Annotated in this window: 22 protein-coding genes; 7 read left to right on the top strand and 15 right to left on the bottom strand. The window is 65.2% G+C overall.

What is annotated here, in order from left to right; all coding sequences use genetic code 11:
- The first annotated feature begins 256 nt into the window (after positions 1–256).
- Positions 257–2,383: a TonB-dependent receptor gene (locus ACIPPQ_RS16800; RefSeq protein WP_446545211.1), complete on the top strand. Its 2,127-nt coding sequence runs from the start codon at positions 257–259 to the stop codon at positions 2,381–2,383.
- Positions 2,384–2,491: 108 nt separating this feature from the next.
- Positions 2,492–2,848, top strand: a complete 357-nt coding sequence (locus ACIPPQ_RS16805) for a hypothetical protein (protein ID WP_446545212.1) — start codon at positions 2,492–2,494, stop codon at positions 2,846–2,848.
- 497 nt (positions 2,849–3,345) lie between these two features.
- On the opposite strand, the gene rlxS is transcribed toward ACIPPQ_RS16805, so the two are convergent.
- The 5 genes from rlxS to ACIPPQ_RS16830 all read right to left on the bottom strand — a co-directional run bounded on the left by rlxS (position 3,346) and on the right by ACIPPQ_RS16830 (position 7,548).
- Positions 3,346–5,310 carry a relaxase/mobilization nuclease RlxS gene (gene rlxS / locus ACIPPQ_RS16810; protein WP_446545213.1) on the bottom strand — a complete coding sequence of 655 codons (1,965 nt, stop codon included), beginning with the start codon at positions 5,308–5,310 and terminating at the stop codon, positions 3,346–3,348.
- Positions 5,311–5,645: 335 nt separating this feature from the next.
- Positions 5,646–6,002, bottom strand: coding sequence for a hypothetical protein (locus tag ACIPPQ_RS16815; RefSeq protein ID WP_446545214.1), 357 nt, complete (start codon positions 6,000–6,002; stop codon positions 5,646–5,648).
- A gap of 217 nt (positions 6,003–6,219) precedes the next feature.
- Positions 6,220–6,819, bottom strand: coding sequence for a lytic transglycosylase domain-containing protein (locus tag ACIPPQ_RS16820; RefSeq protein WP_446545215.1), 600 nt, complete (start codon positions 6,817–6,819; stop codon positions 6,220–6,222).
- Positions 6,807–7,316, bottom strand: coding sequence for a S26 family signal peptidase (locus ACIPPQ_RS16825; protein ID WP_446545216.1), 510 nt, complete (start codon positions 7,314–7,316; stop codon positions 6,807–6,809). The genes ACIPPQ_RS16820 and ACIPPQ_RS16825 overlap by 13 nt, the downstream gene beginning before the upstream one ends.
- The gene (locus ACIPPQ_RS16830) at positions 7,309–7,548 is read right to left on the bottom strand and encodes a helix-turn-helix domain-containing protein (protein ID WP_446545217.1); all 240 of its coding nucleotides are present in this window, start codon (positions 7,546–7,548) and stop codon (positions 7,309–7,311) included. Before ACIPPQ_RS16830 ends, ACIPPQ_RS16825 begins: the two co-directional genes overlap by 8 nt.
- A 193-nt stretch (positions 7,549–7,741) precedes the next feature.
- On the opposite strand from ACIPPQ_RS16830, the gene ACIPPQ_RS16835 reads away from it, so the two are divergent.
- Positions 7,742–7,942, top strand: a complete 201-nt coding sequence (locus ACIPPQ_RS16835; RefSeq protein WP_446545218.1) for a hypothetical protein — start codon at positions 7,742–7,744, stop codon at positions 7,940–7,942.
- Between the two features lie 4 nt (positions 7,943–7,946).
- Here the strand turns inward: ACIPPQ_RS16835 and ACIPPQ_RS16840 are convergent, their stop codons facing one another.
- Both ACIPPQ_RS16840 and ACIPPQ_RS16845 read right to left on the bottom strand, forming a co-directional pair.
- Complete coding sequence (locus ACIPPQ_RS16840; RefSeq protein ID WP_446545219.1) at positions 7,947–8,846, bottom strand: HEPN domain-containing protein; 900 nt, start codon at positions 8,844–8,846, stop codon at positions 7,947–7,949.
- Between the two features lie 86 nt (positions 8,847–8,932).
- Positions 8,933–9,256, bottom strand: a complete 324-nt coding sequence (locus tag ACIPPQ_RS16845; protein ID WP_446545220.1) for a DUF736 domain-containing protein — start codon at positions 9,254–9,256, stop codon at positions 8,933–8,935.
- Positions 9,257–9,689: 433 nt separating this feature from the next.
- Here ACIPPQ_RS16845 and ACIPPQ_RS16850 point away from each other — a divergent pair, with 433 nt between their 5' ends.
- Positions 9,690–9,980, top strand: coding sequence for a hypothetical protein (locus tag ACIPPQ_RS16850; protein WP_446545221.1), 291 nt, complete (start codon positions 9,690–9,692; stop codon positions 9,978–9,980).
- A 195-nt stretch (positions 9,981–10,175) separates the two neighbouring features.
- Here ACIPPQ_RS16850 and ACIPPQ_RS16855 read toward each other — a convergent pair whose 3' ends face one another.
- The 8 genes from ACIPPQ_RS16855 to ACIPPQ_RS16890 all read right to left on the bottom strand — a co-directional run bounded on the left by ACIPPQ_RS16855 (position 10,176) and on the right by ACIPPQ_RS16890 (position 16,119).
- Positions 10,176–10,433, bottom strand: a complete 258-nt coding sequence (locus ACIPPQ_RS16855; RefSeq protein WP_446545250.1) for a hypothetical protein — start codon at positions 10,431–10,433, stop codon at positions 10,176–10,178.
- Entirely contained in the window at positions 10,390–12,249 is a 1,860-nt protein-coding gene (locus tag ACIPPQ_RS16860; RefSeq protein WP_446545222.1) for a ParB/RepB/Spo0J family partition protein, read from the bottom strand. The genes ACIPPQ_RS16855 and ACIPPQ_RS16860 overlap by 44 nt, the downstream gene beginning before the upstream one ends.
- 89 nt (positions 12,250–12,338) lie before the next feature.
- The gene (locus tag ACIPPQ_RS16865; RefSeq protein WP_446545223.1) at positions 12,339–12,758 is read right to left on the bottom strand and encodes a DUF2958 domain-containing protein; all 420 of its coding nucleotides are present in this window, start codon (positions 12,756–12,758) and stop codon (positions 12,339–12,341) included.
- Positions 12,755–13,849, bottom strand: a complete 1,095-nt coding sequence (locus tag ACIPPQ_RS16870) for an ArdC family protein (RefSeq protein ID WP_446545224.1) — start codon at positions 13,847–13,849, stop codon at positions 12,755–12,757. The genes ACIPPQ_RS16865 and ACIPPQ_RS16870 overlap by 4 nt, the downstream gene beginning before the upstream one ends.
- Before the next feature lie 594 nt (positions 13,850–14,443).
- On the bottom strand, positions 14,444–15,100 hold the full coding sequence (locus tag ACIPPQ_RS16875; protein WP_446545225.1) for a HipA domain-containing protein: 657 nt from the start codon (positions 15,098–15,100) through the stop codon (positions 14,444–14,446).
- Positions 15,061–15,318, bottom strand: a complete 258-nt coding sequence (locus ACIPPQ_RS16880) for a HipA domain-containing protein (RefSeq protein ID WP_446545226.1) — start codon at positions 15,316–15,318, stop codon at positions 15,061–15,063. The genes ACIPPQ_RS16875 and ACIPPQ_RS16880 overlap by 40 nt, the downstream gene beginning before the upstream one ends.
- The gene (locus ACIPPQ_RS16885; protein ID WP_446545227.1) at positions 15,248–15,868 is read right to left on the bottom strand and encodes a HipA N-terminal domain-containing protein; all 621 of its coding nucleotides are present in this window, start codon (positions 15,866–15,868) and stop codon (positions 15,248–15,250) included. Before ACIPPQ_RS16885 ends, ACIPPQ_RS16880 begins: the two co-directional genes overlap by 71 nt.
- Positions 15,868–16,119: a helix-turn-helix domain-containing protein gene (locus tag ACIPPQ_RS16890; RefSeq protein ID WP_446545228.1), complete on the bottom strand. Its 252-nt coding sequence runs from the start codon at positions 16,117–16,119 to the stop codon at positions 15,868–15,870. Before ACIPPQ_RS16890 ends, ACIPPQ_RS16885 begins: the two co-directional genes overlap by 1 nt.
- A gap of 559 nt (positions 16,120–16,678) precedes the next feature.
- Here ACIPPQ_RS16890 and ACIPPQ_RS16895 point away from each other — a divergent pair.
- The 3 genes from ACIPPQ_RS16895 (at position 16,679) to ACIPPQ_RS16905 (ending at position 21,157) form a co-directional block, all read left to right on the top strand.
- On the top strand, positions 16,679–17,257 hold the full coding sequence (locus ACIPPQ_RS16895; RefSeq protein WP_446545229.1) for an RNA polymerase sigma factor: 579 nt from the start codon (positions 16,679–16,681) through the stop codon (positions 17,255–17,257).
- On the top strand, positions 17,254–18,168 hold the full coding sequence (locus tag ACIPPQ_RS16900) for a FecR family protein (protein WP_446545230.1): 915 nt from the start codon (positions 17,254–17,256) through the stop codon (positions 18,166–18,168). The genes ACIPPQ_RS16895 and ACIPPQ_RS16900 overlap by 4 nt, the downstream gene beginning before the upstream one ends.
- 73 nt (positions 18,169–18,241) lie before the next feature.
- A complete protein-coding gene (locus ACIPPQ_RS16905) occupies positions 18,242–21,157 on the top strand; it encodes a TonB-dependent receptor domain-containing protein (protein ID WP_446545231.1) in 2,916 nt (971 codons plus the stop codon).
- Positions 21,158–21,160: the final 3 nt, after the last annotated feature.

A 21,160-nucleotide genomic window follows, 5' to 3' on the forward strand; every position in this document is an offset into this window, starting at 1 on the left:
ATCGGCCTCGGGGAACAGTTCTAATCTGCGGCTCGTCCGCTGCGGTATATTTCACGTCAGATGCAGCGCAGTCCGTGTCTGGGGCGCACGCCGCGACATCTGACGCCAGCGCCGCTGCGACGAATAGAGCTGAATTGGCGGCAAATCGACTCAATGTGATGTTGTAACATTTCTTCTACGAGCCTAGCGAGGATCCGGCCTTTCGCAGATGCGAGAAGAACCGTAACTTTTTACTATAACATTAGGGGAAGCGCTGATGCGGTCCATCATTCTGCGTGCAGGCTGTGCGATGATCACCTTTGTTGCGAGCGGCGCTGTCGTCCATGCTCAGGAGACGCCGCCGGCGACGCCGCAGGGCGACCACTACCACAACGAGCCCAGCCGCGACATCGTCGTGACCGGCGTGCTGCCGGTCGCACGCCAAGACATGCTTTCGGGCGTCGCCGTACTCGAAGGCGCCGAACTGACCCAGAAGCTGCGCCCCTCGATCGGCGAGACGCTGGCCCGCACGCCGGGCGTATCGGCGACCTCCTTCGGTCCGAGCGCGTCTCGGCCCGTGCTGCGTGGCCTGCAAGGCGAGCGCGTGCGCGTACTCACCGACGGCATCGGGTCGATCGACGTGTCGAACACCTCAGTCGACCATGCCACCGTCGTCAATCCGCTGCTAGCCGACCGCATCGAGGTGCTGCGCGGCCCGCAGTCGTTGCTTTACGGATCGGCGGCGATCGGCGGCGTGGTCAATGTTCTCGACAAGCGGATTCCCGCCGAGATTCCCAATGAGCCGGTGCATATCGGGGCGATCGCGACCTATGGCTCGGCTGCGAATGTGCGTTCGGTTGCGGGATCGATCGATGTCCCGGTCACCGCGCATCTCGTCGTGCACGCCGACGGCAGCTATCTGAAATCGCGCAATGTCCGGATCGGCGGCTATGCGCTGACGCCCGAGCTCCGCACGCAGGCGCTCGAATCCTCGCTTCTCCCGCCCGATCCCGATGCCGAAGAGCCGATCGACTTCGCCGCCAACGCCGCGGTTCGAGGCAAATTGCCGAATACCGCGAGCAAGACATGGTCCGCGGGCGCGGGGGTGGCATACATTGCCGATGGGGGGAGCCTTGGTCTTTCCTACAGCCATTATGACAGCCTCTATGGCGTGCCGATCCGCCTTGGGACCGAGCCTGGGCAGGAACAGGAAGGCCCTCGCCTCAGCCTCCTCCAGAACCGCTTCGACGCGCGCGCCGAGGTCAATGCGAACGGCTCGCTGATCGACAAGGTCAAGCTACGCTTCGGCTACGCCAATTATCGCCACTTCGAGCTCGAAGAGACGGGCGAGGTCGGCACCGCCTTCTACAACAAGGGCATGGAGGGCCGGCTCGAACTGACGCAGGCCAAGCGCGGCCTGTGGTCCGGTGCGAGCGGCGGACAATTCTTCATCCGCGATTTCAACGTCGTCGGCGAAGAGGCGTTCTTGCCGAAGAATAGCACCGAACAATGGGGCCTGTTCACGCTCCAGCAGCTCGACTTCGACCGGCTGAAGGTTGAGGCGGGCGCCCGTTTCGAGCACACGAGCCTCAGCGCCAAGCCGCTCCCTGACCAGCCGCAATTTTTCAGCGGCGACCGCAGCTTCGATGCCTTTTCGGCCTCACTTGGAGCGTCCTATCGCTTTGCCGGTGACTGGCGCTTCGGGGTCAATGTTTCGCGCACCCAGCGCGCCCCGGCGGGCGAAGAACTGTTCGCCAACGGACCGCACGCCGGGACTGAAGCGTTCGAGATCGGCAATCCCGACTTCGCGCTCGAAAAGGCGGTGAGCGCTGAGGCGGTGCTGCGCGGCGGAGGGCCGGGCTACACGCTCGAAGCGTCGGCCTATCAAACCTGGTTCTCCGATTTCATATACGAAGACCAGACCGGCGATCTCGAGGATGGTCTCCCCGTCTACCAGTTCCGCCAGTCCAACGCCCGCTTCTACGGCTTCGAAGTCCAGGGCACGCTGACGCTCGCGAAGTTCGGAGACATGGAACTCAAGGCCGACGCGCTGGCCGACTATACCCATGCCCGGATCGTCAATGTCGGAGCCGCACCGCGGATCCCTCCGCTGCGCATGCTCGGCGGCCTCGGGGTCACCTCGCCCAGGGTCGACCTGCGCGGCGAGGTCGAATGGGTCGACAAGCAGATGCGCATCTCGGGCTTCGAGACTCCGACCGACGGTTATACGATGGTCAATGCCGAGCTGAACTTCCGGCCGTGGGGCAATGATCGTCCGCTCAGCTTCGCCGTATCAGCGAACAATATCTTCGACGTCGATGCGCGGCGGCACGCGAGCTTCCTCAAGGATTATGCACCTCTCGCCGGACGCGATATTCGCGTCACTGCACGCGTGAACTTCTAAGGGGGCAGCAGGGTCCGGATGCTTGTTGTAACCGGATCCTGCTGAGTTTCCGCGATGGCACACTCGGTTCTCGAAGGAGGCAAGCGACCGAAAATCGGGGCGGCCGACATGTCCGCGCTGATATTGTCGATCCTTGACGAGGTTGACCGGCCGCTGACCGCTTATGCCATTCAGGCGCAGGCCGCCGCGACCGGTGTGCAGCTCTACCCAACCCAGATTTATCGCACTGTACGGCGGCTGGTCGCCGAAGAGCGCGTCACTCGAATCGAAACGGCAAATGCCTATCTGATCCGCCGAGCCGCCACTGACATGATTGCGATCTGCAGTTCGTGCGGTCGGGCGTTTCCGCTTCGGCTTGGTAGCCAGCTCGATGAACTGATTGAAACCATCGGAACATCTGGCTTTTCTGCCGTGAATGTCGTGATCGAAGCGATGGGTCAGTGTCGGGATTGCGTCGGTCGATAAACGCTCGTGTTGAGATGCGTTTTTTTGTCACGGCAGCTACGCGCGGATTCGACCTCAAGGCCGATCAACCGCTACAGAAAAGTCCAGCAGCCGGATATTCTCTTTGTCTGATGAGGAAGTTGTCAATCAAGACGCGATAACTGCCAGAGCGTCGTCCCCGCAGAGCTCATCAGCCGTCACGACACCCGGACTCTTTTGACATCATATCCCAAATTGGCAGCCACCTGAAATTGACGCCACTAGCTGAGCGATTCTGGCGAAGCGCCGAAATCGCACAAAATCCCGAAAGAAGTCTCGTCGGAATCGTCGCCGCCGAGGCGCTCGTGCAAGTGCCAAAATATTTCGTAACCTGCGGGCTTCCCTATCATCGCATATCGGTTGCGCTCTCGACGCGCTCAGCTTCTATTATTCCCGTGCCGACGCGGCAGCCTCAATCGGTTTTTGGGGTGTCATCCAATAGGATCGAAGCCATTTGCCTCCTCCATTGCTAGGGGCCGTTATGAGATGCTCGGCCCGCCGCGTTGCCGACCGAAAGACCAGTTGATCCCGCGGTCCCGCATGATTCCCGAGAGGGGCTTGCCGACGTGCCGGTCGAGCACTGGCCGCCAAGGAACCAGAGTGAAATCGCGCGACCGTTCAACAAGACCGTGACGCCCGCTCACCATATCGATCTGCCTCAGAAGACGCCCCGCGATGGGGTCGCCCGGTTTCGCTTCCACGAATGGCTTTTCGAGTTCGTCCGATATCCGGGCGGCCACGCGCAGCAGTTCGCGGCGCTGCAAGGCTGCGAGCATATCGCGACGATAGATCGTCTTCCCGTCTATTTCTTCCGCCAGTTTTTCCGCGAGCAGCCACTGCCGGCGCAGCGTCTGCGCAGCGCGAACCTCGCGGCCAAAGCCTGCCTCGCGGATCGTGCTCGGTGCCTCCGCGGCCAACTCGCGGTCGAGCCACGTGGCGGCGTCCATCGCTGGCAATTCTTCGACCGGCATGGCGGACAGCATTTCGACCTCGACAGGTCGGTCGGCGAGCATCCGCTTTTCAAATGTCTCTGCCTTTTGCAAATGATCGGCGGCGATGATCCAGCTTCCGTCAGGATTTCGGTCGATACTGCGCATGATCCTGCGCATTGCCTCAAGGCGCCGAACATGCGTTTCGGCAAAGGCTTCGCTTGCGGTTGGATCGTGCCGCAAATGTGCGTCGACAGTATATATCCCGGAATTGGCCGCAGCCACTTCCACTAACGTATGATCGGCGGCGCGAATGCGGCCTTCGCGTGCGGAAATTTTGACGACGGCGCCTTCGGGCGTCGGAGCGACGGCTGCCGCTTGGCCGATTTCGATATAATGGGTATGCCCGTCCACGCCATCGACGAGCATATAGTTATGATCGCGATGTTCATCGGATAATCCGCGCGCGACCACACGGCCGGTCACCGACCGAACACCGGTATGCGCAGGATCGAAAATGACGCGATCGGCCGGCGCGCGATCGAGATTTCGCGCGGCCAGTTCGCGCTGCATTGTCCGGATGATGTCGCCGCGCTCGCCCATGCGGCGGAGCGTGTCCGCGAGCTTGGCGTCCAATCGCCAGCTGTCGCCGCCGAGATGCGTCGCAAGCCCCATCCGGGCAAGCTTCTGCAAACGCCCTGCCCGCAGCGTCTGCTGAAAGGCGTCCGGGTTGCGGGCCAGGACAAGACGTTGGCCGGTCGTTTCACGGAGCAGCTGACGGTCGATCGCGGTCAGACGCTCGGCGCCCATATCGGCACGAAGCCGCGCCTCGACCTCAAGGTCGGTACGGGGGCCAAGGTCGAGCGTGAGAATGTCGCTCGCACGGTGCCGTATTCCGTGGCTGACATATTCGCGGGCAATGACCAGATCGGCGCCGCGGTCATTCTTCCCGCGCAGCATGATGTGACTGTGCGGATGGCCCGTGTTGAAGTGATCGACGGCCACCCAATCGAGCCCGGTGCAGAGATCCTCTTGCATCTGCGTCATCAGCTTACGGACGAAGGGTTTGAGATCGGGAAGTTGGTCGCCGTCTTCGGGCGCGACGATAATCCGGAACTGGTGGCGATCGCCGCTCGAGCGGTCAAGAAAGGCCGAGCCGTCGGCGACGTCCTGTTCGGCGGAGTAGAGCCTACCGGGCGCGCCCTCGCGGGTGACGCCGTCGCGCTGGATGTAGCGCAGATGTGCCTTGGCGCCGCCTTGGCCGCTCCCCGCGAGTTTGACAGGCCGGAACTTCACGACCACGCGCCGGGAACGGAGGGTGTCATGTCGGCGTGATCGAAGCACCCGCGCGAGGCTCGCTCCGCGCCCGATCCGGCTGCCGTCGAACCTGCCTCGCCTTCCAACCGATTTGCCGAGCCGTCGCGCGGCCTTGACAACAAGCGCGAGATAGCGGGCCTCCTTGCCGCGGCCGCCGATGCGTCCGAGACGCGGTGTGAAGTCTTCGTCGTCCTTCATATAGCGAGCCCACCCCGATCGGCGCTGCTCGCCGCCCAACCCGAAAATCGGCGGGCTTCGGCACCCTGTCTCGCCAAATGGCGGACTGAAGCACGGAAAACTGCCGATCTCGCGCGGCCTGTCTCGCGCAATTGCGGCTTATCTCGCGGAAATCGCCGAAAAAAGATGTGCAGGCAAGGACTTACAATATCGCGAGATATTGCTTTTATCTTGCTATCCGCGCACCCCCCTCGTCCTTCAACAAATTCCACCATCTCCGCCATCCTCACTACCGCCGACCCAAGAGGAAAAAGCGGCGCCGCGTCCGGACGCCGCTTCGCGTGCAGCGGCTGCTTTCACCCATCCGTGAAAGCGCGGCGCGCCACCTCTTCGTTCTCGAACACGCGCCGTCCCATCATTCCCTGTGCGTTTCCGTCGCCATCGACGATCATCGTCGCCAGGAAATATTCGCCATCGAGCAGGCCCAGGATGACGATCCGATCGAGCTCGATATCATCGTCATCGATGCCTACATAGGCGCCGAGCCAGCGCTCCTGCAGCCTCGCCTCCCAATGGAAATCCACTTCCTCGGCATCGAGAAAACGCTGTGCCAATGCCGCGCCCGCACCACGCCCGAACTCGACCTCCAGGCCCGAAACCAGCGATGAAAACACGCGATCCGATGCGACATCGATGCTCTGAAAAACGTCCATGACATGCTCCTTTCTTAGCCCCGAACCGTTCGAGGACCGTCCCTCGACGACGGGCGGCGGAGTGGCTGTCAGGGCCGCCGGAGCGCAGCGGAGGCGCCGCGAAGCGGCGGCGGAGGAACCGATTTGCGCAGCAAATTGGAGGGGCCGCCGGCCTTGAAAGCCGCTCCGGCGCCCGTCATGCTCGGACTTGCCGAGACGAGCCCTACCCCGCCCCGGCTCAAGACCGCGGGCGATGGATGAAGAATATCGTAGCATGCGGATCGATCCGGCCGCCCCGCACGGGAGCGGCCGGATTCGCTATGTCGGGGGCGGTATTCGCAGAGGATTTGGCTCTGGCACGATGATCGAAGCCCTCGCCTGTCACGGCGCCGAGATAGGCGAGCGTCTCGGCGGGAAGGCGCGAACGCCCTGCGAGATAGGCCGCGTATCGCCCCGGTCCCGCGTTGTAGGCGGCGAACAGGCCGGGGTAGCCGAAACGATCGTGCATGAGCCGCAGATAATAGGTGCCCGCCATTATATTGTCGCGCGGATCGTGCGGATCGGAGCCGAGACCAAGCCGCTCGCGTACCGACTTCCAGGTGCCCGGCATCAGCTGCATGAGTCCCATCGCCCCTGCCCGGCTCGTGATCGGGCGGCCGTGCAGCGTCGTCCGTCCCCCGCTTTCGGCGCGCATCACACGTTCGATCCACATGGCGGGAACGCCGAAACGGACCGACGCTTCGGCGATATGCGGTCGCCATTGCGCGACCGGATCGGCGCGCGCGGGACTTGCCGCGAGCAGCAGAGCGGCAACGAATAATGCTTTCAGGGAAGCCACAAGGGGGTCGCCTTGCCGATGAGATCGCCACTTTTGGTCGGCCCGAAATAGCGGCCGTCGAACGAACTCTCGACTTCCATCAGGAGCAGAAGCTCGTCCGGTCCGAGCGTGGTGCAGCCGCGCCATTCGGGCATCGGGCGCTCCGCTCCGTCGAACCGAACCCGGCTCGCGATTTTCACATCATTGACGAGGATCGTGTTGCCAGAAGCGCAAATCCGGTCGCCGGACCGGGCGGCGACGCGCTTGATCAGCGGGACGTTGGACGGGAGATAGCGGCGCCGCGCAGCGAAGGAACGCCATGGTTCGCCGAGCGTCGCGGCGACCATATCGCCGCGCCGCGGTGGTGCGCCGGGTTCAATTCGCCAAAGCCCGATCGGCGCGCTCGCGCTTGCGTTCCAGAGGAAACGCGGGCGCGGCGGCGATGCGACGGTGACGCCGAGCGCGACGACAAGCGCACCGCAAAGAGTGGCGCGGACGATGACCGGGCGGTCAGGCATCATCGCCCGCCCGCCGCGGACGCCGCGACCATGCGATGAGGTCGTCGACATGATAGCGGAGCTTGTTGCCGTGACGCCGGAACTCAGGACCCGTGCCCTTCGATCGATATTCGCGGAGCGTGCGTTCGGAAAGACCGAGATAATGCGCCGCCTCGGCGGGGCCTAGAAACGGGCTTCCAGCGCGCGCCTCGGCGGCGCGCGCAGCTGGGCCTTCGTCGTTCGATCGGGCCATGACCGGACCTCCTTGCATCGGCGCGTCGGAACGCGGTGCGGAGGGTCATGGCTTGCCGGTGCGGGCGGCGGGAGGCTCGAAAAACGCACAGGCGAAAATCGATCCCCCTCGCCGCTTGCCTTAATGTTCTTCTTATGTTCTATAATTCCTGACACCGTCATCGGCGTCGATTCGGCAGAAACGGAGAAGGACATTGCAGCACGACGTGCGGCTGCGCGCGGCGGCGCGCGCAATTTACGACGCCTGCTATCCGGGCGACGAATGGGCGCCCGTCGGTTTCGATGAAGCCGAGCGTTTTCGCACAATCCACTATCGGCAGGCGGTCGGCGCGGCGCTCGAGGCGCGCGCGCTGCTCGCGGCGCCGGTGCAGCCCGAACTGTTCGAATTGAGCTGAGCTGTCAGCCTGCCGAGAGGTGGCGTTCGGCGATCGCTTTCACTTCGGCTTGAAGCAATTCGATGCGCTCGACGAGCCATTCGAGCTCGCCGTCGGTGATCTTGTAATGCTTCGAATAGCGCGCGTTGACATAGGCTTGCTGGAGCAGTTCGAAGCAGCGGCGCGTGAATTTCTCGTCGCGCGGCCAGACCGGAATCAGCTCGCGCGCAATGTCCTCGGCCTTGTCGCGCAGGAAATTGATCTTGTGTGACTTGGGCGAGTAAAGCGTTTTAACCAGCAACGCGGTGTGATAGAAATGCTCTGTCGCTTGATGCAATTGGAACGCAGCCAAGCTGTTTGAGCCGCGCGCAATCATGAACTTTCCGGCTTCGAGAAAATCGGTCGCATTGGCGAACCACTTATCGAAATATTGCTGCGCTTCCTCGCGCGCGACCTCTGCCGATAGCGGCTTCGGCGGGTCGAACGACTGGGTTCCGAACTCGTAGAGAATGATTCCTTCGCGCACGATGTCGATGAAGAAGGGCCGCCCGCGCGACAGCTGGAAATTGATGTCGCCGAGGCTGTGAACGATCAGCCCGACCGGCGCCGACAGCTTCTTGCTGATGCTGTATTCGCGCAGGAAACAATCCTCGGCCTTGTACCAATAATCGACCGGATCGGTGAGGCGCTCGTCGCTGACGACGACGAGGATATCATAGTCGGAATAATAGCCGCCCTTCGGATCGGCGACCCAGTCGCCGCGCGCATAGCTGCCGTAGAGGATGACCTTGAGGATGCGGCCCTGCTTCTTCCACTTCTGCGTCGACAGCGCGATCGCATCCTCGAACTCGGCGAAGAGGATTTCGACGATGCGCGCGAGGTCGCGGCGCTTGCGGTCGGGAAGATGGTCGAGATCGGTTTTCATTTACCGAGAATCCTAGCCGAATATCGCGCGGCGACAAGAAAAAGGGTGACCCCGCATCCGCCGTGGCGGGTGCGGGGTCAGGCCCGTCAGTCGTCCGCGTTCCAGATGACGGCGTAGGTGTTGTCGTCGTCCTGTCCGGCGGCACGGCCGAGATTCGCGTAGAGCCGGCGCGGCCCGAATTCGGGCGCGGCAAGCGCCAGCCCGACATAGGGTTTGCCCGACGTTTCGCCGATCCGGACCCAGCCCGCGCCGATCTCGACGCCTTCGGAATGGACCCGGAAATCGGGCTGCACCTCGTTCGATTTGCTCCGGTTCGGGCTGATCTCGACGCTTGCCCGGATCGAAAGCGTCTTCAATTGGCCCACGAAACCCTTTTCGATGGTGCCGTTCACAAAGCCGATGGCTGCCATTGTTCGTCTCCTTCAAAATCGCTGCCGGAGACCATCTCCGGAGCGTGAGCGGAGGCCGGACGGGCGCACGGGACCGGCGCGCACCCGCAAGGGCCGCAGCGCAGCGGAGGACGGTCGACCCCGCGCTTTTTTGGCCGCGGAACGCGGCGGCGCGAGGAGCCCGCGCATGCGGGCGGGGAAAAAAGCGCGGGGCGGGCCGTTGCGCGCCGGTTCGCGCCCGGCCAGACCGCTCACCCGGCTCCGGATGGCCGCCGGCGATGGCGAGGAGCGACACACGGCTAAAGAAATTTTGCTGAACGCTTCATCGAAACTGCATGGCCAGCGAGGCCCGAACGCGGCAAGGCAGTGCGAATGATCACCGGATTCGCGCGGGGGCTAAGCGCGCTGTCCGGACAGGAAGCCCCGCGAGCGGCGCGGGGCCAGGGGGCCAAATATGGACGGACGGGCAGAGCTTCTGATCGCGGGCGAATTTGCCGATCTCGGCATGATCGCAGCGCGGAGCGCCGGAATCTGGGTCGGCCTCACGCTCGACGACAGCGCGATCGCGGCGCTCCGCCGCGACGGTCTCGATCCCACCGCGCTTCGGCTGACGGGGCTCCATCCTTTCGAATATGCCCCGGCGGACGGCGGCGTCCAGGTCGTTGCGCACGCGAACGACAATGAGATCGCCGAGGCCTTGCTCGACCTGTTCCGCGTCTATTTCCTTCGGCGTCTGCTCGCGTGACCCGAGCTAGACCGCACAGCCCCCGATTTTCATTTCCGTCCACGCGCACCGGGCAGGATCAAGGCGCCGATTTGGCGCTTTCACCCAATACGAATCGGGCGCGAGCGCGCAGAGGTCGCGGCGACCAAAAATTCTCCTGAGAGAAGGTTGCGGCGACCCGCGACCTTTCAGCAACCGGGGCGATGATCCCGATCATTATATGGCGGCGCGAGGAGAAATCCTCGCGCCGTTACTTTTTTCCGCACCGCGCCGCAGCCGCTCGCGGCGAGGCGCGCGCGAAAGAAGAAAATCCATCGCGCCGTTCCGGGCCGCGTCAGCGGCGAGGAACGGCGCGATGGCCCAGATATGCCCATCACGGCGCAGAAAAATCGGAAAAAGAGGCGGGCGGCATGCCGCCCGCCTCTCCTCGTTACGCGGCGAGCGGCGGCGCTTCGTCTTCGCCGCCATCACCATTCGGTGCCTCGCTTGCTGCGGGCGTGGCGGTAGCTCCCGCCGCAGCTTCGTCCTCGGCATGGCCCTCGCCATCGCTCCGGTCGGCTTCGGCCTCGGCGGCGCAGGCAAGGATATGGAGCAGCCGCTCCTCGGCGGCGACGCTCCCGACTCCGCCGCGCGCGGTGTAGGCCGACGGCGGAAAGGTCATCCATTTCGGAACCCAAGGACTGACCTGCGCGCGTCCGTTCGCGCCATCCAGATGGTCGGCGACGATGGTCTTCAGGACCTTCGCCTTTTCCTTTTCATTGGCGGCGGCGACCTCGGGTCCCGCGACCTCGGCGACGATCTTGCCGAGCACCTCCCTGTCGCGGACGAGATTCCAGAAGGCGGCGTCGGGCTGCCAGACCTTCGCCATGTCGACGGCGAGATAATGGCCGATCATCTCGACCGCCTCGCCGCCCGCCATCAAGGTTTCGCCCATGACGATTGCGACGATTTCGAGCACAACGGGGTCGGGCAGTTCGAGCAATCGCGCGAAGACCGGCGCGAACGGACGCGCGCCGCCGTAACCGCGCCCGGTGACGGTCAGGCTCTCGGGGTCGAGTTCGAGCACCGCAAGCACCGCGCGGCGGCGCTCGTCGAACAGCGTCTCGGATGCGCACGTCTCGACGCTCTCCTGCACCTCCTCCTTGGCGCAGACCTGCGACTGGACCTCGACGCGGTAATGGTCGGCGCTCGCGATGACGTGGGCGGCGAGCGCGCGGAGCGCGACCCCGCCATGCTTCGCGAGTTCGGCGCGTACCGCCGCGTGACGGTGGAGGTCGATATAGCTATTGAGCGCGCTCGTGACCTCGGGCCGCTGCACCTTCGCCGGGCCCTCGCCTTTTTCGCCCTTGGCGCGCGCGGCGGCTTCCTTCTCGGTGATATAGCCTTCGTGGAAGCCGATTTCGCCGGTGGCATGCACCTCGATATAGACGCGCCCGCCCTTGCGCTTGGCGGCGTGGTTATGGTTCCACGACAGGAAGCGCGATCCGCGTTCGAGGATGACGACATCGCTCCAGCCGTCGTCGATATAGGCGGCCTTGCGCGTCTCGACCTCGGCCATCTGGCGCGTCCAGAAGGCGTCGGCGTCGGCGATCAGCGGCTCCTCGCCGAACAGGTCGGCGATGACGGCGAGCCCCGACGCCTCGACGTCGAACAGCGCATGCGCCGCCTTGATCGCGTCGCCGCCGAACAGCCAGCCCTTGAGGCGATGGCCGGTCGGGCAATAGGCGTCCTTGTCGTCGAACAAGGCCAGCCAGGCATTTTGCTGGCTCTTGGTCGCGAGCGTCAGATGCTTGATCGTCGACGGGTCGATCTCGCCCGCGCGGTAGAGGCTGCGGATGCGCGGCAACAAATTGCCGAGCGCGAGGATGCGCCGCACCGCTTGCGGCTCGAAGGCGAAGTCGGCGGCGATCTCGTCGACATTGCGCCCCGCCTTGACGAGCTTGACGAAAGCCTCCCACTGGCTGACCTCGTCGGGGGCGACGCGCGCGAGATTTTCGAGCATCGACGCCTCGATGGCGTCGGCATCGTCGCCCTCTTCCAAGATGCCGCACGGCAGCGGCCGGGCGGGGCCGCCCTCGCGAACGACCAAGTTCGCGGCGGTAAAGCGCCGCCGTCCTGCCGAAATCCGGAAATGCCCTTCTTCGGCGGCCGGGCGCACCAGCAGCGATATCAGCACGCCGCGCTTGCGAATGCTCGGCAATATGTCGCTGACGTCGGGATCGCGCCCCTTGGCGCGCATATTCGCGGGATCAATCGACAGCTTGTCGAGCGGGATAAAATCGAGTTTCATGGCCTTTGCTCCTTGTGAGCGCCGGTCCCGTCGGGGAGTGGAGTTTCGGCGGGACCGGCTTTTGATGACGGCGAGAACGCGCCGCCGCGTCAGCTGCCCTCCCCGCTGGGATCGGGCAGAAGCCGGTCGAGTTTCCGGCGCAGAAGCGCCTTTTCGGCGAGCTGGATCGAGCCAAGGCGGCGCGCGGCCTCGGTCCAGACCGCGAGCGGGGCGAGCGGGTCGAAATGCGCGTCGCGCTCGATGGAGAGGCCGAAGGGCAGCCGCACGGCGGCGATTTCGGCGAGCGAGAAACAGCCGAGTTCGGGGCAGCCGAAACCGAGGTCGGCGAGCCCAAACAAGGTATCGCCGTCGCTTTCGATTTCGCTCGCGAGCCACGTCGCGGCGCCGATGGGGTTGAAGAATTTGACGACCGGCCACGGGTCGAAAGCTGTGTCGCGGGCGCGGTGGATGCGGCTCGTGTGCCCGTTGGCGTTGAGCGCGAAGCGCAGGTCGGCGGGAAGGAGGGTCATTGCCCCGTTCCCGCGCCGTGCGCGCCCTCTGCGGCGTGCGACGCAAAGCCGAGCAGATAATCTGCTGCCTTGCCCGCGAGGCTTGCGGCCTTGAAGATCGCGCGCGTATCGGCGCGCATGATCGACAGCCACGCGCCGATATAGTCGGCATGCCGGACGGCGGGGCGGATGGCCAGCGCGGCGCAAAGAAAGGCGCTCGCAAGTTCGGCGCAAAGCTCTTCGCGGCCATAGGCGGCGCTCGCGAAATCGCCTTTCTGGTCGCGGCCGAGCCGCGAAGCGTGGCCGGTCCAGTGGCCAAGCTCGTGCAGCGCGGTACGGTAATAGTCGATTTGCGCGCGGAAGGCCTGTTGCGGCGGCAGCGCGACAAAGTCGCCCGACGGCGAATAATAGGCCTCATTGCCGCCGATACGGATATCGGCGCCGCTCGCCGCGATCAGCGCCTCGGCCACCGGGATCGTTTCGCGCGGCGGCAAGGGCACATCCTGCACGGTGCAGCGCGCGGGTAGCCCTTCGCACTGCGCGACATTGAAGACGGTAAAGCGCTTGAGAAACGGCACGCCGCGTGGCCCGTCTTCGGCAGCGCCCCCATCACCGCCGCTGTTCGCGCGCACCTCCGCGCCTTCGCCGCCCTCGCCCGCATCGCCCTTCGGGGAGAAGCGCGCGGCGTAGAAGATCGTGGTGCCCTTCTCGCCCTTGCGCACCGCGCCGCCCGCCGCGCGCGCTTGGCGGAAGGTCAGCCAGCCTTGCGCGGGATAGCCGCGCGCGGCGGCCTCGGCCCACAGGATCAGGATATTGATGCCCGAATAGCCGCGCCGCGTGTCGGCGTTGCGCGGCAGACCCGGCGCGAAGGTTCCGGCATCCCATGGCTGGACCCACGGCACGCGCCCTGCCTCGAGTTCGCCGACGATCCGCGCGGTCACCTCGTCGTAAAGCGACGGGCGCGGCGTGTCGGCGCGGTGCGGTTCGGTTCCGGCTTTGGCGGGGCCGCGCTGGCGGCTCCGCGTCCCGCGCGCGGGAGCCGCGTCGTCGCGCGGCGCCGCGCGGCCTTGCGGCGGCGCGGTTTGGGGCCATGGGTGCGGGTGAATATCCATCGGGGCGTCTCCTCCTGCCCAAAATCCGCCGCGGCCGCCCCGGGCAGCGGGGCGGGCGGCGAACCCGCGGACAGGGGGACCGCCTCGAAGGCCGGCGCGCACCCGAAGGGCCGCAACGCGAGTGGAGGAGCCGGGCAAAGCCCGGCTTGCGGGACGGCCGGGCGGTCCCATGGCCGTGCGCCGCCCGCACCGCTGTCCGAGGTGCCGGCCTACCAAAGCGCCGTCGCGCGGGGTCCCGCGCGGCGTCTTCAGCTAGGCCCGGTCGGTAAGTCCTTGCTTTCGTCGCATTCTGCATCGCCTACCAGGGGCGCGGCATCACGCCGACTATCGCTTGAAGATCGTCGCTCGCGACCGAAGGGTGAGAAGAAAGCCCCTTGGCGAGCCGCAGGTGCGGCGGCGTGCGCGCGGCTGCGACGGGTCGGTCGGAGCCCCGCTATGGCCGGAATTGCGCGAAGCGCAGGTCACCGGTGCGGGCGTTAGCCGCCGCCGCGCCAAGACCAGTGCGCCAAGAGCGCCCGCGCGGCCCCAGGAAAGACGCGCGACCTCTGGCGGCGCCCGCCGCCGCCAGTGCGCGCCCCTTTGAGCCGCGCTCATCTACGTGGACGAAGCCTGGCGAATTCGATACGACCCTGGCCACGGTTCGGATCCGTCCGGACGTTTCGCACTGCGCGGGTCTCCGACGCCTTGCGCCACTTTCAAAGCGATGCGCGAGCGGTTTCGAGCAGCGGCAGCCGGGAATCGATCGCCTTGACGATGCTGTCGTGGATCGCCGGATGAAAATCCGCGGGCACTTTGCGATAGCGCGAGCGATGCCGCCTTCGATCCTCTCTCCAATATGTCGTCGAGCACGGACGTCATCGTCGCAACGCCGAGGCCGGCCTCCTGGGCGGTCCCGATGAAATGGCGACCTGCGATGTCGAGGATGCGATATTTCCGGCTCGTGCTCACCGACATTGCCAGCTTATATTTGTTGTTCGGGATTTGTTTGCGATCGAAAGCGCCTTGCGCCGACAGGACATCGTAAAAAGGTGTCAGGGCGAAGCGTCCGCCCGGGCGCAGGAAGACGATGAAATTCTTCGCATGGCCATCGGTGGCGCCGATCAGCCAGAAGAGCAGCTGGCTCTTGAAGAAGGCGGCCGGTCGCGCAGCGGCGCGTCGGCTCCGCGCAGCAATTTGAGAATATCGACGGCGCCCGGCCCGCCGCCATTCTGCTATTTCTGCGCCGGGGGCACCCCGAGCGCCTGGCAGCAATCTTCCTGCGGCAGACGCAGAATGCGGTTTTCACGCCACTGGCGATCGAAGCGCTCGACCACGAGCACGCGCCGTTTTCCGAAGGTTTCGATCCGCGTGGTCGCGACCGGCAGGCCGAAGGCGGAAAGCAGGCGCAGGCAATAATGCTCATTGTCGACGCCATGCTGCATGTCGACGATGCCGAAGGCGGTCGGGATCGCGCCAAGCTGCGGTTTCAATATGTGGGTTGTCGGGGTCGTGCCGAACGGGCGCTTCCAGCGGCCTTCGTGAAACAGGAGCGGTCTTTTCCTGCGCGCCGGCGAGCGAAATACGAAAGTCATAGTCCCGATCGACCCCGAGCGGCGTGCCGGCGAGATTGGCGAGCAGCGCTTCGATCGCATCGTCGTCGATGGCATCGCCTTCGATGCCGGACAGCGTATCGACATCGGTGCCCTCGGGCAGGAACTGCATCGCGCCCACGCAATCGCGCCCGATGCGTTCGAGAAGACTGTAATAGTCGGCCCCTTCGGCGCCGGTTCGTTCGGCAATCCTTTTGCGCACGCTTGGGCTGTCGGGCAGCAGATTCTCGAAGACCGCGGCCACCGATGCGCCGCTATACGCCGGCTCGCGCAGGGGGAGCGACAGCGAGACGGCAAAACCATGCTCCCAGTCGAGCCACTCCTGCGCGTAGCGGAAGCTGGCCGCCCCGCTCCGGTCCCTGATCAACTGCCCGACGAGGCGATTGTTGATCCGGACGTCGAGAGGAATATGGGCGCGGTGACGAGGCATCAGAAGATGTCGTCGATCCCGGCGGCGTCGCCAAGATTCCGGACGTCGACGAGCAAATCCAGATCCAGCGCCGCGAACAGGGCGTAGAGCGAGCCAAGCTTGGTGCCGTCGTGCCCGCTTTCGATTTTCGATATCAGCTCCTGCCGGAGCCCCGACAGATGGGCGAGCTCGGTCTGGGTAAGGCCTTTCCGGCGACGCGCGCGCTGGATCAGGCTTCCCATTTGCGTTGGTGAACGCGCGATTTGAGCCATAGCGGCCTCCTTGTCCGTGATATGTTTTAAATCGCATAAATTGTCAGTATGCGTTTTTCAGCATAAAAATTATTTATGCTGAAAACATGATCTGCCTTTAATCTCCTGTGGTTGTGCGCGCTTGCTTCAACGGGTTTCGAAATTGCCTCCGTCATGCAAGGACCGCGAGGAGGAAGCGCCCCATCGGCGGACGCGCAGCCTCTGGCGGCGGCTTCCCCGCCAGTTGTGCTCCGTTCAGGCGGGCTCATGCCCGAACCGCCGGCGAGGATCGGCACGGCGGCGCCTCGCTCGCCCGATATTGGTCCAATCCGGACCAATTTTTCGCGGGCCTCTTGCCCTTCCGCTACGGCGGGCTATGCTGAAACGGTATCGGGCAAGAGGCGCGCGATGCCGGGTCGTAAGAAGCCCGCTTGAGACGAAATTTCCATCGCCATCCTGCCGGGTGGCCGCTGCGCATGTTCAGGCCTCCGGGCCAAAGGCTGCGGCGTAAGCCTCAAGCTTATTCTTAACACCCGGCTTCAAAGCCGCCTTTCCGCCGATGCGCGGGAAGGCGGAGGCGATGAATTACGACGATGAAGCTGGCAAGCGCGGCCTTGCGGAAAGCGACCCGATGCCGCCCGAGGAGTGGCGGGGCTTCACCGCCACCGCGCGCGTCGAGGCGATCTACACCGCCCATGGCCCCGAGCTCATGCGCTATTTCCGACGCCGCGCGCCGGCGCAGGACGTCGGCGATCTCGTACAGGAATGTTTTCGCCGTTTCACCCAGAGCCGCGGCGCGGCCTCGAGCCTGATCGAGCGCCCCGCGGCCTATCTCGTCCAGACCGCGCGCAACCTGCTCGCCGAGCGCATCCGCGCCGACGGGCGCCGGATGCAGGCCGATCACGGTCCGTTCGAGGAGCAGGACCATGCCGGTCCCGACCCCCACGCCGCGCTCGAGGCGCGCGATACGATCCGCCGCCTCGCCGATGTGGTCGCCCGTCTCAAGCCGAAGACGCGAACCATTTTCCTGATGCACCGAATCGAGGGTCTCAGCTATGAAGAGATCGCGGCCGCACAGGGGATGAGCGTGAAAGGCGTGGAAAAGCAGATGGCCAAGGCGCTCGGCGCGATCCGCCGCTCGCGGCAGGACGGCCGATGATCGGCGGCCCTAGCGCCGAAGACTGGCTCGCGCTGATGGAAGGTCCCGACGCCGCGCAGTATCGCGCGGCCTTCGAGGCCTGGCACGGCGATCCAGCCAATGCGAAAGCCTATGCAAGGCTGCGCAGCGATTTCGATGCCGCGTCGCAGCTTTCGGCCGGGGAGATCGCCAGCCTCGCCGGGCCGCACGACGCGGCGCGCCGGAAACGCCGGCAACAATGGGCTATCGCCGCAATGGTGGTGCTTTCGCTTTCGGCGGGTCTCGCCTGGACCGCAATCGGCCCGGACTCCCAAAAGCCCGTCATCGCCGCCCCGGCAAAGACCGGCGAGCAGCGTCTCGACGACGGCACGCTGGTCGCGCTGTTCGATGGCGCCGCGATTGAGCCGCAGTTCACCGACAGCGAACGTGTCGTGACCATGGCGAGCGGCCGCGCCCGCTTCACGGTCGCGCATGATTCCAGCCGTCCCTTCCGCGTCGTCGCGGGGACGTCGGTGACCACCGCGCTCGGCACCGTCTTCGAGGTCGACCTGCGCAGCGCCGCCCCGCGCATCCGCCTTCTCAAAGGCTCGGTCGAGGTCGCGAACCGGTCCGAGGGCGGCCGGGCGCTCCGCCTCGCGCCCGGCGAGAGCGCCGAGGTCGGTGCCGATGGCCCGCGCCGCGTGCCCGCGCTGGCAAGCTCGGTCGCCACCGACAAGCTCGAAGCCGACAAGATGCCGCTCGGCGCGATCGTCGATCGCGCCAATCGCGTGAATGCGCGGAAGATCCGCCTCGCCGACCCCGCGCTCGCCGCTCTTCCGGTCAGCGGGCGGTTCGAGATTGGCGAAGGCGATGCGCTCGCGCGCAAGCTTGCCGCCGCGCTTGATCTCGGGCTCGAAGCGGGCCCGGGCGGTCCCGTGCTGAAGCGCCGGTAATAAACGGGGGGCGCTTCGCCCGCCGTCATCAAACCACCCAGACAGCCAAATTGCGGCTGCAAGGGAGGGTTTGATGAAAAGACTATATCTGGCAGCCTTGCTCGCGACGGGAAGCGGCGCCGTGATCGCCGTGCCGAGCGCGCAGGCTCAGACCGGCCAGACGGATTATAACATCGCGGCGCAGCGCCTCGCCGATGCCCTGCGCGAATATTCGCGGGCGTCGGGACGCGACGTCATCGCGGCCTCGGAGCTGGTCGACGGCCGCCGCAGCACGGGCGTCCATGGCCGTCTCGCCCCCGACATTGCGCTCGAACGGCTCCTTGCGGGCACCGGGCTCGTGGCCGAGCGCGTCGACGGCGCGCTAATCCTGCGCGAGCGAACCGACGACATACTCGCGAACGCGCGTCCGACCGAGCGTCCCGACGAAGCGATCATCGTCACCGGCACCCGAATTCGCGGCACGGGGCCGATCGGTTCGTCCGTCACCACGATCGATCGTACCGCGATCGAGCAAAGCGGCCTTACCTCGGTCCAGCAGATCGTCCAGTCGCTGCCGCAGAATTTCGGCGCGGGTCCCAATGAATCGACGCTCGGCTCGGGCACCCGCAACGGCGCGGGGGCCAACGGCGGCTATGGGGCCAGCATCAACCTCAAGGGCCTTGGCGCCTCCTCGACGCTCGTCCTGATCGACGGCACGCGCCCCGCGCTGGGCGGACTCGGAGGCGTGTTCGCCGACCTGTCGATGGTCCCGCTCGGCGCCGTCGAGCGGATCGAGGTCCTCACCGACGGTGCTTCGGCGATCTATGGCGCCGACGCGGTCGCGGGCGTCGTCAATCTCCGGCTCAGGAACCGCTTCGAAGGCGCCGAGACGACGCTGACAGCCGGCACCGCCGACGGAGACATGACCAACCTGCTCGCCAGTCAGATCGTGGGACGTCGATGGTCGAAAGCGCATGTCGTCCTTGCCTATCAATATGAGACTCGCGGCCGACTTGCAGCATCGAAGCGCCCTTTCGTCGCCGAAGACCTCCGCCCCTACGGGGGCCTCGATTATCGCTCCACCTACGGGGTGTCCGGGACGATCTTCGTCGGGACCGATCCATATGCGATCCCGGCCGGACAAGACCTGTCTCCCGCCGACCTGACCCCGGGTTCGACCAATTATCGCGACGCGCGCGCGGCGACCGACATCATCCCCCGTCAGGCCACCCACAGCCTCTACACCGCAGGCGAGTTCGCGCTGACGGAGCGGCTGACGCTTCGTGCGAGCCTTCTCGCCACGCAGCGGACCTATGAGAAGCGCGCGCTGCCCGAGACGTCGAGCGCGGTCACGGTCCCGGTGTCCAATCCCTTTTACGTCGATCCCGTCGGCACCCGCCGCCCGGTTTCGGTGCACTACAGCTTCGTCAATGATTTGGGGCCCGAAGTCGACCGCGGACGGGTGAAAGGCATTTCCGCCGCCGCCAATCTCGAACGCGAGTTCGGCCGCTGGCGCGTCACGATCGGCGGCGCCTATGGCCGCCAGGTCGAAAAACGAACCGATCTCAATGTGCCCAACCGGGCGCGCATCGCGCAAGCGCTCGCGGACACCAACCCGGCGACCGCGCTCAATGTCTTCGGCGACGGGAGCGCGAACAATCCGGCGACGATCGCCTTCATCCGCGGCGGGCGCGTCTCTACCACGCAGTTCGATAGCCAGTCGGTCGCCTTGCGCGCCGACGGCCCGGTCTTCACCCTGCCCGCCGGCGACATCCGGCTGGCGATCGGCGCGGAATATCGGCGTGAACATTATCGTGCCCGATCGCTGTCGGACATCAGTTCTCTTGCCCCCGTCGAGAATCTCAATCCCGAGCTTCCTGGCCCGCGGCATGTAAGGTCGGCCTATGCGGAGCTCATTGTGCCGCTGGTCGGGGAAGACGCGGTGATGCCGGGCGTCCACCGGCTCGATCTGTCGCTTGCTGCCCGGATCGAGGATTACAGCGATGTCGGTCGCACCACCAATCCGAAGATCGGCGTGCGCTGGGAACCGCTCGAAGGCCTTGCGCTGCGCGGATCCTATGGCACCTCGTTTCGCGCGCCGAGTTTCGAGGAACTGATCGGCCCGACGGTCTCGCTCTATCTCGCGACGCAGGTCGCCGATCCAACCGCAGCCGGCGGACAGGCCAATGTTCTCGCGCTCTTCGGTTATGCACCCGATATCCGCCCCGAGAAGGCCACGACCTGGACCGTGGGACTCGACCTGAGCCCGCGGGCCATCCCGAAGCTGCGCGCCTCGATCACCTATTATGACGTCGACTATCGCGACCGCATCGGGACAGCGAACGAAGATTTCGCCAATTTCCTCAATCGACGCGACGTCTTCGGCGGGTTGATCGAAGAGCCGCCCGCGGCCGAAAATCTCGCCTTTTATTTCGGTCAACCAACCTTCTCGAACCCGCTCGGGCTTGCGCCGAACCAGATCAGCGCGATTCTCGACGGGCGCATCCGCAACCTTTCGCGGGTGCGACAGACCGGACTCGATTTCGACATCGGCTTTGCCCCCGCCGTTGCCGGAGGCACGCTGGATGCCGGCATCGCCGGCAGCCGCATCTTTCATATTGAGCGCGAGCTCGCCGCCGGTGCCCCCGTCGAGGACGTCGTCGGCACATTTGCCAGCCCGTCGAAGTGGCGGCTGCGTGGCCGGCTCGGCTGGACGCGCGATGGCTTCTCGTTGAACGGATTTGCCAATTATATCGGCGGATACCGCAATCAGATTCCCGCTATTGCCGAGCAGGTCGCCAGCTGGACCACCTTCGATCTGCAGATCGCGCAAAGGATCGGCAGCGAAGACAGCCGTCACCTGCGGTTGGCGCTGTCGGCGACAAACCTGTTCGACAAGGCACCGCCCTATGTGACCAACCGGACGAACACGTCGGCGCTCGGCTATGATCCCGACAAGGCGCATGCGATCGGACGCATGATGTCGCTGTCCGCGAGCTTCCGATGGTGAGCG

Source organism: Sphingopyxis sp. LARHCG72, from assembly GCF_052871675.1.